This window comes from Alcanivorax borkumensis SK2, assembly GCF_000009365.1.
Classification (GTDB): domain Bacteria; phylum Pseudomonadota; class Gammaproteobacteria; order Pseudomonadales; family Alcanivoracaceae; genus Alcanivorax; species Alcanivorax borkumensis.
Genome location: NC_008260.1, coordinates 2,749,433 through 2,761,735 on the forward strand (window position 1 = coordinate 2,749,433; position 12,303 = coordinate 2,761,735).

The window sequence follows — 12,303 nt, forward strand, 5'->3', positions numbered from 1 at the left end:
TCTGCTCATATCTGCCCTCTGTTTTATGTTAACAACAATTCACGCTCTCAAAATTTACTAACGGAACGGACACATTGGAGTAAATTTAGGCGGCGCATTTGATGTCTGCGCTGCGCCGCCCCTAATCCCTTTCACTCATATCAAAACCCAGGCAGCGAGACCCGCAGACATGACAGCCCCGCCTCAGTGATGAAACCATCGCCCAGAGAAAGCCTAGGTACAAGCTACCAACTTCAGCACAGAAGGCCACACTACTGAGCGCCATGCCGGTAGCACTGGCTAGGGCAAGCGATTGCGGCAAATATAAGGTACCGTTTTCCGCTATGTATGCCCGTGACTTTCTCTTTTAGCGCTGGGGTCAGGCAACCGCTGCGACCTTCTGCACATCCTTGTCATTTTCATACAGGGCATCAAGACGATCGCTCTGTGTCAGCAGGTATTCAAAAGCAGCCAGGGAAGCCTTGGAGCCTTCGCCCATACTAATAACAATCTGTTTGTACGGCACGGTGGTCACATCACCAGCCGCATAAATTCCCTCTTGCGATGTCTGGCACTTCTCGTTGATTTCAATTTCTCCAAACCGACTACGCTCAACCACCCCTTCTAGAAAGTCACTGTTGGGCACCAGTCCGATCTGCACAAACACCCCATGCAAGGGCAGTCGATGTAATTGCTCAGTATCACGGTCAATGTATTCAATGGCATCTACCTTGCCGTTACTGGCCATTATCTGATTGGTTGCCACGTTCCGGTGAATGGTAATGTTGGCTTTGGCTTCAGCCTTGTCCACCAGCACCTTGTCCGCTTTCAGCTCTGGCATGAACTCGAATACATTCACTGATTTAACGATACCGGCCAAATCCAGCGCAGCTTCGATGCCAGAGTTGCCACCACCAATGACAGCGACATCCTTGCCCTTGAAGAAGGGACCATCACAGTGTGGGCAGTAAGCCACACCATTGCCGATATTTTCCTTTTCACCAGGCACACCCAGTTCGCGCCACTTGGCGCCGGTGGCCACGATAATCGTCTTGGTGTCGATAGCTTCACCGGAAGACAAAACCACGGTCTTAATATCGCCTTTCTCCACACGAGCCACTCTCAGATGCTCTTTTACTGTCACATCGTATTCGCTCATATGCGCCTGCAGCGCACCAGACAGTTCCGGGCCGGTGGTTTTCTTTACGGAGATCAGGTTTTCGATATCCATGGTGTCTTTCACCTGCCCACCAATACGATCGGCGATCAGGGTGACCTTCAAACCTTTACGGGCGCTGTAAATTGCGGCGGAAACACCCGCCGGGCCGCCCCCGATAACGGTAACGTCCTGCAATGGCAGTTTTTCTCCGACACCGGCTTCAGCGAGGCTTGGGTCGTAGGCCAACAGCTTATCGATCAACTCAGCGGCGGTAACCTTGCCATTGGCGAACAACTCGCCGTTCAAGTAAACGCTGGGCACACCCTGAATGTTCCTGTCACTGACCACATCCTGAAACAACCCCCCGTCGATCATTTCCGTACGGATATTGGGGTTCAACAAGGCGAACTGATTCAGCGCCTGAACCACATCTGGGCAGTTATGGCAGCTCAGGCTAATAAACACTTCAAAATGCATGTCGCCTTTGGCCTTAGCCACCATGCGCTGAAGACCCGCGTCCAGTTTAATTTCGGTCCCAGATGCATGTAGAAACGCTAACACCAAGGAATTGAATTCATGGCCTGCGGGAATACCGGAGAAACGGATACCGGTGTCTTCACCATCGGCTTCTAACAGAAAACTGATTGGACTACGGAGCCTGTCACCCAGATCCCGTTCTTCGAACGCGAGATTGTCACTGACACCCGCGATACTGGAAAGAAACGTTACCAGTTCCTCGCGTTTGTCATGGGATCCGCTTTGCAGCACAAAAGAGACTTTCTTCTGCATGTTGGCGGCGTAGCCCTTAAGAGCCTGCAAAATTTCATTCGTGAGCATGGGTATCCCCTCACTATAAATAGAGTGTTCATTAACTTAAGCATTCAAGGGGTAACAACCCCGGCACTGTCGCTAGGGTTGTTACAATCGGAAGCGAGATTAGATCTTGCCGACCAAGTCCAGAGACGGGGCAAGAGTGGCTTCACCTTCTTTCCATTTCGCCGGGCAAACTTCGCCAGGGTTGTTGCGAACATACTGGGCCGCTTTTACCTTGCGCAGCAGATCGTCCGCATCACGGCCGATACCTTCAGCTGTAATTTCCATTGCCTGGATTACACCATCTGGATCAATCAGGAAGGTAGCGCGGTCAGCCAGGCCTTGGCCTTCACGCATTACACCAAAGTTATTGGTGATGTTGCCGGTCTGGTCTCCCACCATGAAGTAATTAATCTTGCCGATGGTGTCGGAGGTGTCGTGCCATGCTTTGTGGGTGAAGTGGGTATCGGTGGATACAGAGAAGACTTCTACGCCCATTTTCTGCAGCTCTTCATACTTGTCGGCCACATCGCCCAACTCAGTAGGGCAAACAAAGGTGAAGTCGGCGGGATAGAAAAAGAAGATCGCCCACTTTCCCTTAACATCCGCTTCTGAAATGTCTACAAATTCGCCCTGCTTGAATGCGGTGGCGTTGAACGGTTGGATTTCGCTGTTGATCAGTGCCATGTGTCCAAGACTCCCTAAGTTATCGGTAAAACGATTGCGTTAATGTTTTCGTCGAGAACAAGAATGGGGCCTTTATGGCGATTGGTAAATTTGGATGCTTTCATTGAAGCGATAGGAAATAACTAACGAACTAGCAAACCTGTAACAAGCCTGCCTCACTCACTAGCTTGCCTAACTGGAGAGCCCCATGCCGCACAGAGAATGGCAACGGACCGTACTGGCTGCAGGGTCACTGCTGGCATTCGCTGCCACACCCCTCCGGCTTATGGGGAGCGCTACGATTACATCCGTGGGAACGATGTGTATGAACAGGATTACCAGTATGGGCTGGATTATGACGGCCTAAGCCGCATCCCCCAGACCGACCTGAAAAAAGACAGTACCGGAAGCACGAAAAACGCCGAAAACCGGCTCCAGAGGCGGGCATTGGAATTGCAAGAAGAGACGGCCCAACCTTCCATGACCCAGAAGTTGAAGCACTGGCAGGCAGATATCCAACTGAAAACACCGGGGAAAGCTTCCCCCTGACTGAAAGAGTGCCAGCGGCTCTTTATTATTGGAGTTGCACGCGGCGCCCCCATTGCTAATGGCCAGCCAATACCTTCCCGCTAAGCCCAAGCCCCTCTGGTTGCTGCTGCTCAAACAACGCACTTAATGGTTGGGGCCTACCGATAGCGTAGCCTTGCACAAAATCAACGCCGGCTTCTTCCAACACGGGAATCAGGGCAAGCTCCTCCACATATTCCGCCACCGTTTGCACGCCCAGCCGATGGGCCACCTCGTTAATGGACTCCACAATAGTGCGATCCACGCTGGAGTGCAGCAGGTTGCGCACAAAGCTTCCGTCAATTTTGATGACATCAACCGGGAAATGTTTCAGGTAATTGAACGAACTGAAGCCGCTACCAAAATCATCCAGCGCCACCTTGCAGCCTTGCTCACGAATACGCCCAAGCAAGTCACTGGCAGAGGATAACTGATTGACCACGGTGGTTTCGGTGATTTCGAAGGTGAGCCGCTCAGGAGACAGCGGAGTCTGATTGAGCAGAGATTCCAGAAATGGAATAAACGTCGGATCGTCTAGCGAGGTAGCCGATAAATTGATCGCGAGATTCAAGTGCGGCAAGGCAGCCAAGTCTTCGCTGAGCGTGATCAACAGTTGAGTCAACACCCAGCGGTCAATGTGCGGCATCATTTGATAGCGCTCTGCCGCCGGAATAAAGGCGCCGGGGCTAAGGATATCGCCATTGCGATCTCGCAGACGCAACAACACCTCGTAATGCGATTGTTCCGAGCGGGGGTCGATGGGCCGAATTTCTTGTGCGTAAAGCAGGAAACGATTCGATTCTAGGGATTCGCGCAAGCCCGCGGCCATCTGCAGTTCCAGGTGACGGCGAGAGGCCTCACTGTCGTCAGAGGTATACACAGAAACCTGATTACGGCCCCGATGCTTGGCCGCGTAGCAGGCCACATCTGCCCGGCTCATAGCTTCTTCCACAGTACTCACGTCAGCATCCAGCTGAACCAACCCAACACTTGCGCCAATGTCGTAAAGTGATTCATTCCAAGCAAACCGGATCTCGCCTAAGGCGGCAATCACGCTTTCAGCAATCTGTGTCGCGCACTGGGCTGGGCAGTGGCGTAGCAACAAACCGAACTCGTCGCCGCCCAGGCGAGCGACCACATCCCCTTCACGAACCTGACGGCCGATCACCTGCGCGCATTCACGCAACAGGGCATCACCCGCCACATGGCCAGCGGTGTCATTCACCACTTTAAAACGATCCAGATCGATAAAACACAGTATGTTGTTCTCTGGGCCTTCTTCGTCTAGGGATTCCAGCAGGGTATTTTCAAATTCCCGTCGATTGGTGAGGCCGGTCAAGGCATCACGGGTAGCGTGATAACGTAACTTCTTCTGCATAGCCCGCCGAGTGGTAACATCGCGAAACACCATCACGGCTCCGGTTACCTGGCCCTCTGCGGACTTGAGCGGAGCCGCGGAATCCTGAATTTCGTAGCGGCTGCCATCGCGATTTTGCAACATACTGCCCTCGCGCAAGAAGCAGACATCTCCGCCGTTCAACGCCACCGTGATGGGGTTAGGGGACGGGCCGCTGACATTATCTTCACTCAGCTTCAGCACATCGCCCACCGGCATCCCTTCTGCTTCTTCTTCTCGCCAACCCGTCAGAGACTCTGCTACCGGGTTCATAAAGGTCACGCGGCCGGCTTCATCCGTGGCGACCACCCCATCGGCAATAGAGGTCAGCGTAACGCGCAAACGCTCTTTCTCATGGGCCAGCGACTGCTGCATGCTCTTTTCTGCCGTCACATCCCAGTTGGTGCCCAGCACCAGCGCGTCCCCTCCATCGGCCCTAGCTACGGTTTCCGCTCGCACACGGATATGCCGAATTTCGCCCCCCGGCCAACAAACACGAAACTCCGCATCCAAATCTTCCCCGCCATCAATAACACGCTGGAATGCTGTAGTGATCTCAGTGTAATCGTCCGGGTGCACACTATTTCGCCAAATATCCAGAGAGCCATCCCCTGGCGCCCCTGGTTGCAGGCCATACAGCTCATACATGCGCTCATCCCAGAACAACACGTTATTTTGAGGGCTATACTGCCAAATGCCTACACCACCCACCTCCAGCGCCATTTGCAAGCGCTGGCGACTCTCTTGCAATGCCTGTTCGGACAATTTAGCCGCATGGATGTTCTCCACCTGAGCAACCAGATAACTGACCGCCCCCTCAGCACTAACGGACGACACCGACAATCGCACCCAAATCGACTCTCCGCCACTAGCTATAAATCGTTGTTCCAGCGAATAGCCCTCGATCTCGCCAGCCAACAGGTCCTCTAGCATACTCCGGCTCTTGAGCTGGTCATCCGGGTGGGTAATAACCTGATAACTGGAGCCCAACAGCAACTCTTCGTCATAATTCATCAGGTCACACAAGGCATGGTTAACCGCTTGCCACTCTCCGCGAGGGCTCAGCAACGCCATACCTATAGCAGAATGCTTCATGGCCAGCCGAAAACGCACTTCACTGTCTTTTACCTGAGCCAACCTCAACCGGCTACGCTGAAACAACAACGCCCCCAGCAGCACGATTGCAACGGTAACAGCCCCAACTAGCACACCCTGCATGGCATTTGTCCAAAATAATGTGTATCCCTGGCGTCCCCGCCCCATGTTCACTTTTTGAACGCCTTAGCCCCTCGTAGCTAGCGCCACCTGACAAAGCCGGAACTTTCTCCGACAATTGGAGCCTGTTAAAGGGCTTCCCGGTTAACATAGCATCCGGGACCTTAAAAGCTCAGGGAGAAGAAAAGCTGACCCGGTCAGCGCCAATCATGACGTTTCGACGACGCTTGTTACAGTTTCTCGCCCTGCTATTTGTGGTAGCGACACTGGCCCAGCTCTGGTATTTGGGCCAGGTGCTGCGCCTGCAACACCACAATCCAGACAGCAGCGCCTATATGCACCGCGCCCAGAAGCAGGGCAATGTGCAGCAAGACTGGCGTGATTACGATCAGATCAGTGATTACCTGAAACGGGCCGTGCTGATTTCCGAAGACGCCCATTTCACGCAGCACACCGGTTTTGACTGGGAAGGTATCCGCTATGCGCTGAAGCGCAATATGGAAGCAGGCAAGCCTGTGGCTGGTGGCTCCACCATTACCCAGCAACTGGCCAAAAACCTGTACCTGTCCGGCGAGCGCACCTATACCCGCAAAGCGCAGGAAGCGGTTATTGCCCTGATGCTGGAAATTGGACTGAGCAAACGCCGCATCCTTGAGCTCTACCTGAATGTGGCCCAATGGGGGCACCAAATTTACGGTGCCGAAGCGGCTGCCCAACATTATTTCCAGATCAGCGCCGCGCAGCTATCGCCCTTACAGGCAGCACAGCTAGCCGCCATGCTGCCGCGTCCCAATCTTTACGATTTCAAAGGCCCCACCGACTACGTACAACAACGGGCAAGCTGGATTCAGGCGCAAATGGCGCTGGTGCGCATTCCCGACCCGGGAACCGTGCCCCTGCCACCGCCACCTGAACCCACCGCGCCCCCCGAAGGAAACACACAATGAAGCAGTATGCCGTCCCCTTTGCCGCTCTGTGTTTTAGCGGCCTAGCCCTACTGGGCTGTAGCGACAATGACAACAACCAACCCTCCTCCGCCGGCAGCGACAGCAACAGCACCGATGGCATTGCCGGAGTGTGGCAAAGTGACCAGCAAGTGCTGGTACTTGAAGCCAATGGAGACCTCTACCTTCCCGCCGACACAAACCTTCAGGGGCTGCGCTGGGAGCAACAGGAGGACAACTTCACATTCCACTACTTGGACAATCGTGAAAAAAAAGTCACTGAGGCCACCGCCAGCGGCCAACAACAAGATGACTTACTGACCCTTACGCCGACTACCTCATCGCCATCAAACCTAAAAGAAGCCAATAGCGAAAACACAAACGAAAACACAGAAGAGTCCGGCTCAGATATCGATGAAGAAACGGACAATGCCTCCTCCTCGCCATTGTTCAGCGGCGACTACCAGCGTGCTAACTTGGCCGTGGCCCATATCAGCGGTACCGCCACCCGCCCGCAGAACAGTGAGCTGCCCGACAATGCCGTCCTCACCGTGGCGCTGCTGGACAACCAGATCAATACCAGTGACCCTACCGCCCAGCTCATTTCCAAACGCCTGATCCGGCTGGATGAAGACAAAACGGACGAGCCCTTCCGCCTTTATTATCTGCCCGAGGATCTGAAAACAGACCACGAATACCAGATTATCAGCCAAATTGTGGCCGATGGAGGACTCTTCTATCAGTCCGACGCGGTAACCCTGAAAGGTAACAAACAAGGTTTTGCCGATATTATCCTGCCACTTAACGAAGTAATGACGGACAGTGAAACCCTGCGCGGCGCCATTACCCGCGGCAAACCTGGCCAGCACCGGGATATCTTCACTCTATGCAACAGCGATCAACAACTGCTCATTCGTGGCCCGCAAAGTGGCGATTTACTGTCAGCCTACGACAACGCTATCCGCTACCCGCAGCAACCCCGGGTCGCCATCGTTAGCGGCTTGGTTCGCAAGGTCCCCGGCCAACAGGCAAACAGCACCGAGACCGCTTTAATTGTGGAAAGTTTCGAACTGGAAACAGGTATGGATAATTGCCAACTCCCCACCGCCGAGCTAATCAATACCCGCTGGCAGTTAACTCACCTAGGTGAAGACCGCATTATTCTTGGCAACTCCGCACACGTTCCCACCCTCACTTTTAACGCCGAGGGCAACGTCAAAGGACATGGCAGCTGCAACAGCCTTAGCGGCAACTACCTGCTCGACGACCATCAACTGGCATTGTCCGATCTAGCAACCACGCGCAAAGCCTGCTCCACCAGCGTCATTGAAGATCTTTTCTTTAAAGCGATCAAAGCTAGTGATCACTTCCGAATTGATGGCGAATGGTTAACGTTATTCGATGAAAAGGATGAGCCTCTAGCCAGCTTTCAAACTGTGTACTTGTAGGCGCAACGTCAACTGGGGATTGCCAACAATACAAAAAAGGAACAGCTATGCGTGTTCATTACTTGTCTCATGTTCCGTTCGAGCAACTAGGCGCCATGGAGGCCTGGTTTCAGGAACGGGACATCAGCATTCGTCACTCCCTGTTGTTTGCCGATGGCGCCCTGCCCACCCCGGCGGATTTTGATGTACTGGTCATCATGGGAGGCCCCATGGGCGCTGATGATGACCTTCAATTCCCCTGGATGAGCACAGAAAAAGCCCTGATCCGCGACAGCATCGCGGCGGGCAAAAAAGTGCTCGGCATTTGCCTAGGCGCTCAACTGATCGCCCGGGTACTGGGCGCTCCCGTGACCCCCAGTTCTGAAAAGGAAATTGGCTGGTTCCCGGTTTACCCCACTCCTGCGGGAAAAAGTGACAGCATTGGCAAACTGTTCGCCGAGGCGCCCGCCGTGCTGCACTGGCATGGCGATACCTTTGCCATCCCCGATGGCGCCGTACATTTGCTGGAAAGCGAAGGCTGCCGCAACCAGGCATTCCGCTACGGTGATAACGTGTTGGCACTGCAATTCCATCTGGAGCTGGAGGCGAGTAACGCTGCAGACCTATGCGATGCTTGCTCTGATGATTTGGCGCCGGGCCGTTGGGTGGAAGACCGTGAGGCTCTGCTCGGCGACCCACAACGCTTTGTTACAGCCCGCGCCTTACTGGGGCGTGTCCTAAATGCTTTTCTTGCCTGATGTTTCATGTGCATCAGGTCAAATTACAACAACACCGAGTCTGACATTCGACCTGCGCGCTGCCCCTTCTACAAAACAAGAAGCCGCGTCTCTGACCGGAGCGCGGCTTCTCGATTGCCCAACAACCAATGCGGCGGCGCCGCGACTAACTGTTAGCGATTAACTGCTCACTCGTTTCCTGCATTCGCCCCACCGCAGAAAGAATGGCCTGCAAGGCCGCAGCGGTAGTATCCACCGCCATGGCTACAGCACTTTGCGTGGAGTCACCCACCTGTACCCGCACACAGGCCATGGCGTTGGCTTCGGTGTTATCGCCCAGCGAATATTCATCGAAAGACACCACCTTCACCTCACCACCGATACGCCGGTTAAGCGCATCCACCAGGGCCGACATGGCGCCGTCACCGCGGCCAGACAACAGGGTCACCGGCTGACGATCATCACCGATACTGATCTGCGCCTGCACCTGTTCGTTGCTGCGGTTCAAGTCGTAGGAACGCAATACCCAACCCATGGGCACGTTCAGATAATCGCTATTGAAACGGCGGTGCACTCGTTCGCTGGTTATCTCGCCACCATCTTCTTCGGCGTCACCCTGCACCACACCGGCAAGCTCCTGCTGCAACCAGCGCGGCAAATCGATACCGAAATCCCGCTCCAGCACGTGAGCTACGCCACCCTTACCGGACTGGGAGTTAATCCGTACCACTTCCTCGTAGCGCCGCCCCACATCTGCCGGATCGATGGGCAAGTAAGCCGCTGTCCAGATATCGCCTTCCTGATAGCGGGCCAAGCATTTGCGGATGGCATCCTGATGGCTGCCGGAGAAAGCACTGAACACCAGGTCACCCGCATAGGGGTGGCGGGGATGAGTTTGGATGTCGGTAATCTCTTCCACCAACGCCACAATCTCTTTCATGCGCGAGAAGTCAATTCCCGGGTCTATTCCCTGGCTGTACAGGTTCATGCCTGCAGTCACCAGGTCCATATTGCCGGTACGCTCACCATTACCTAACAAGGTCCCCTCCACCCGGTCAGCCCCTGCCATTACCGCCATTTCCGCTGCAGCCACACCACAACCACGGTCATCATGGGTGTGCACGCTGATGATCACATCATCGCGATACTGAATATTGTCGTGCACCATCTCTACCTGGTCCGCGAACACATTCGGCGTGCTCACTTCCACCGTAGCCGGCAGGTTAATGATTACTCGCTGCCCCTGATCCGGTCGCCATACCGCATTCACCGCATCAATCACTTCAATGGCGAAATCGGTCTCCGTGGCACTGAACGTTTCCGGGGAATACTGGAAACTCCAGTGGGTATCCGGCTGCTTGGCCGCGTTCTCTTTCACCCATTCAGCGGCCCGCACGGCAATCGCCTTACAACCGGCCTTGTCCACGTTGAACACCTGCTCGCGGAAAGTGGGCGAGGTGGCATTGTAAATATGCACAATGGCGTTCTTCGCCCCTTTGAGAGAGTCAAAGGTACGCGCAATCAAGTCTTCTCGGGCCTGAGTCAGCACTTGGATATGTACGTCATCGGGCACCAGATCTTCTTCAATCAAGGCCCGACAAAAATCAAAATCGATCTGGCTGGCTGACGGAAAACCCACTTCGATTTCCTTGAAACCCAGCTCCACCAACATTTGGAAAAAACGACGCTTTTGCGCCACCGACATGGGCTTGATCAGCGCCTGGTTACCATCGCGTAGGTCCACTGCTGCCCACAGCGGTGCCTTCTCAATACGCTGGTTAGGCCAGCGACGGTCGGGTTTGTCGATAACGGCAACAGGACGATATTTACGGTGATCAAAGCTCATGACAATTTCCTTAACGTAAAAAGGGGCATGTCCTGCCCCCCGAAAGTGAATTCCTAACCTGATCGTTCAGGGGTACTGTCTGACTTGGTTAACAACTCGCATTGTGATCTCGGGTCTAGATCAGGGCGCCGGTAGGCACCGGTAGCAACGAAGAGTGGCGGCCCACTTTTGGCGGTTCGCATCATCGCCCCACAAGAGATACTTTACGGTAGCCGACCCGCAATTTGGTTGCTTTTTTAATCCAATTACCGCCATATACGCAATAATATTGCTCAAAAAGCCAAGATAGTGAGAAATTTATTATGAACAAGCAGGCGCTAGCAAAACTGGATCGCACCGACCTGCGTATTCTCGATGCACTGCAGCATAATGGTGGTCTCAGTAACCAGCAGCTGGCGGAAACCGTAGGGCTCTCGCCCTCACCTTGCTCCCGGCGGGTACAAAAGCTGGAAGCCGCCGGCATCATTGTCAAACGGGAAACCGTACTGGACGCCCGAAAATTGGGGCTCGACCTGACAGTAATGATCCAAATCAGCATGGATCGCCACACCCCGGAGCGCTTCGCCAACTTCGAGGAAAAGGTGGCCAGTTTTGTAGAGGTGCAGCAGTGCTACCTGGTCACCGGTCAAGACGCGGATTACTTGCTCAAAGTGGTGGTGCCAGATATTGATGCTTACCAGAGTTTTTTGCTTAACCGTATTACCCGGATCGAAGGGGTGAGCGGCGTGCACTCCAGCTTTGTAATGCGCCGGGTAGTCGATACCGCAGCCTTGCCGTTGAATTATGTGAATGCGTGAAAAACCGTTGAACGTACAAAACTAAAGCGCGGAGAGGTGTGGCGAAAAAAGCCCGCGATATACCATCGTGCGTGGAGGGTTCTTCAGAACTCATCGGCCCTATGGTGTGCATTTAAACTTTCAACTGATTCCCTGCCGCCAGACACACCTACAGATACCCCTGTCTTACCTGCTATGCTGCCCCTATCGACCCCGTTGATTTGCGAACCATGAAGAAACTGTTGATCGTTGCCCATGCCCCTTCACCCAATACACTCAAGCTCCGCGACGCTGCCGCGCGAGGGGCCTGCCATGATGATATCGAGAACGTTTCGGTAACGGTAAAGGCTCCGTTGGATGCGGGGCCTGAGGACGTGATGACCTGCGACGCCATCCTGCTGGGCACCACCGAAAACCTAGGCTATATGAGCGGCGCATTAAAAGACTTTTTTGATCGAAGCTATTATCCAGTACTGGAAGAAAAGCAGGGGCTGCCTTGCGCACTCTACATTCGTGCCGGCCACGACGGCACCGGCACACGCCGGGCAGTGGAAACCATTGTCACCGGCCTGCGCTGGAATTGGGTTCAAGACCCTCTAGTGCTAAAAGGCGCATGGCAAGACGCATTCGAGGATCAGCTGGAAGAAATGGGGATGTATCTGGCCGCGGGGCTGGATGCGGGGATTTTTTGAGTTGAACGTTCAAAGCAAAAACAAAAACGCGCTATAGCACTGATACGCTCTAAAGGCCCCTCCACACACGATGGTAAATCGCGGGC

10 protein-coding genes are annotated in these 12,303 nt (G+C 54.2%); 6 read left to right on the forward strand and 4 right to left on the reverse strand.

Going from position 1 to position 12,303, the window contains the following annotated elements; translation table 11 throughout:
- Nucleotides 1-358 precede the first annotated feature (358 nt).
- Together ahpF and ahpC are read right to left on the reverse strand one after the other, a co-directional pair.
- Nucleotides 359-1,975, reverse strand: coding sequence for an alkyl hydroperoxide reductase subunit F (gene ahpF / locus ABO_RS12435; RefSeq protein WP_011589704.1), 1,617 nt, complete (start codon nt 1,973-1,975; stop codon nt 359-361).
- Nucleotides 1,976-2,074: 99 nt separating this feature from the next.
- On the reverse strand, nt 2,075-2,638 hold the full coding sequence (gene ahpC, locus ABO_RS12440; protein WP_011589705.1) for an alkyl hydroperoxide reductase subunit C: 564 nt from the start codon (nt 2,636-2,638) through the stop codon (nt 2,075-2,077).
- 201 nt (nt 2,639-2,839) lie between these two features.
- Between ahpC and ABO_RS12445 the strand changes: the two genes are divergently transcribed.
- The gene (locus ABO_RS12445; protein WP_011589706.1) at nt 2,840-3,166 is read left to right on the forward strand and encodes a hypothetical protein; all 327 of its coding nucleotides are present in this window, start codon (nt 2,840-2,842) and stop codon (nt 3,164-3,166) included.
- A gap of 55 nt (nt 3,167-3,221) precedes the next feature.
- On the opposite strand, the gene ABO_RS12450 is transcribed toward ABO_RS12445, so the two are convergent.
- Nucleotides 3,222-5,798: an EAL domain-containing protein gene (locus ABO_RS12450; RefSeq protein WP_050731520.1), complete on the reverse strand. Its 2,577-nt coding sequence runs from the start codon at nt 5,796-5,798 to the stop codon at nt 3,222-3,224.
- A gap of 206 nt (nt 5,799-6,004) precedes the next feature.
- On the opposite strand from ABO_RS12450, the gene mtgA reads away from it, so the two are divergent.
- From mtgA to ABO_RS12465, 3 genes are read left to right on the forward strand one after another with little or no spacing between them, the layout of a single operon-like run.
- Entirely contained in the window at nt 6,005-6,742 is a 738-nt protein-coding gene (mtgA, locus tag ABO_RS12455) for a monofunctional biosynthetic peptidoglycan transglycosylase (protein WP_011589708.1), read from the forward strand.
- Nucleotides 6,739-8,187, forward strand: a complete 1,449-nt coding sequence (locus tag ABO_RS12460) for an META domain-containing protein (protein ID WP_011589709.1) — start codon at nt 6,739-6,741, stop codon at nt 8,185-8,187. Before mtgA ends, ABO_RS12460 begins: the two co-directional genes overlap by 4 nt.
- Before the next feature lie 47 nt (nt 8,188-8,234).
- Nucleotides 8,235-8,924, forward strand: coding sequence for a type 1 glutamine amidotransferase (locus tag ABO_RS12465; protein WP_011589710.1), 690 nt, complete (start codon nt 8,235-8,237; stop codon nt 8,922-8,924).
- A gap of 145 nt (nt 8,925-9,069) precedes the next feature.
- Here ABO_RS12465 and ABO_RS12470 read toward each other — a convergent pair whose 3' ends face one another.
- The gene (locus ABO_RS12470; protein ID WP_011589711.1) at nt 9,070-10,749 is read right to left on the reverse strand and encodes a 2-isopropylmalate synthase; all 1,680 of its coding nucleotides are present in this window, start codon (nt 10,747-10,749) and stop codon (nt 9,070-9,072) included.
- Between the two features lie 302 nt (nt 10,750-11,051).
- Here ABO_RS12470 and ABO_RS12475 point away from each other — a divergent pair, with 302 nt between their 5' ends.
- Together ABO_RS12475 and ABO_RS12480 are read left to right on the forward strand one after the other, a co-directional pair.
- Nucleotides 11,052-11,546 carry an Lrp/AsnC family transcriptional regulator gene (locus ABO_RS12475; RefSeq protein WP_011589712.1) on the forward strand — a complete coding sequence of 165 codons (495 nt, stop codon included), beginning with the start codon at nt 11,052-11,054 and terminating at the stop codon, nt 11,544-11,546.
- 209 nt (nt 11,547-11,755) lie between these two features.
- A complete protein-coding gene (locus ABO_RS12480) occupies nt 11,756-12,217 on the forward strand; it encodes a flavodoxin family protein (protein ID WP_011589713.1) in 462 nt (153 codons plus the stop codon).
- Nucleotides 12,218-12,303 lie beyond the last annotated feature (86 nt).

Bases quoted from the DNA above. Each gene is read 5' to 3' on its own strand.
- ahpF (WP_011589704.1), bottom strand. From the start codon at position 1,975: ATGCTCACGAATGAAATTTTGCAGGCTCTTAAGGGCTACGCCGCCAAC.
- ahpC (WP_011589705.1), bottom strand. From the start codon at position 2,638: ATGGCACTGATCAACAGCGAAATCCAACCGTTCAACGCCACCGCATTC.
- ABO_RS12445 (WP_011589706.1), top strand. From the start codon at position 2,840: ATGGCAACGGACCGTACTGGCTGCAGGGTCACTGCTGGCATTCGCTGC.
- ABO_RS12450 (WP_050731520.1), bottom strand. From the start codon at position 5,798: ATGCAGGGTGTGCTAGTTGGGGCTGTTACCGTTGCAATCGTGCTGCTG.
- mtgA (WP_011589708.1), top strand. From the start codon at position 6,005: ATGACGTTTCGACGACGCTTGTTACAGTTTCTCGCCCTGCTATTTGTG.
- ABO_RS12460 (WP_011589709.1), top strand. From the start codon at position 6,739: ATGAAGCAGTATGCCGTCCCCTTTGCCGCTCTGTGTTTTAGCGGCCTA.
- ABO_RS12465 (WP_011589710.1), top strand. From the start codon at position 8,235: ATGCGTGTTCATTACTTGTCTCATGTTCCGTTCGAGCAACTAGGCGCC.
- ABO_RS12470 (WP_011589711.1), bottom strand. From the start codon at position 10,749: ATGAGCTTTGATCACCGTAAATATCGTCCTGTTGCCGTTATCGACAAA.
- ABO_RS12475 (WP_011589712.1), top strand. From the start codon at position 11,052: ATGAACAAGCAGGCGCTAGCAAAACTGGATCGCACCGACCTGCGTATT.
- ABO_RS12480 (WP_011589713.1), top strand. From the start codon at position 11,756: ATGAAGAAACTGTTGATCGTTGCCCATGCCCCTTCACCCAATACACTC.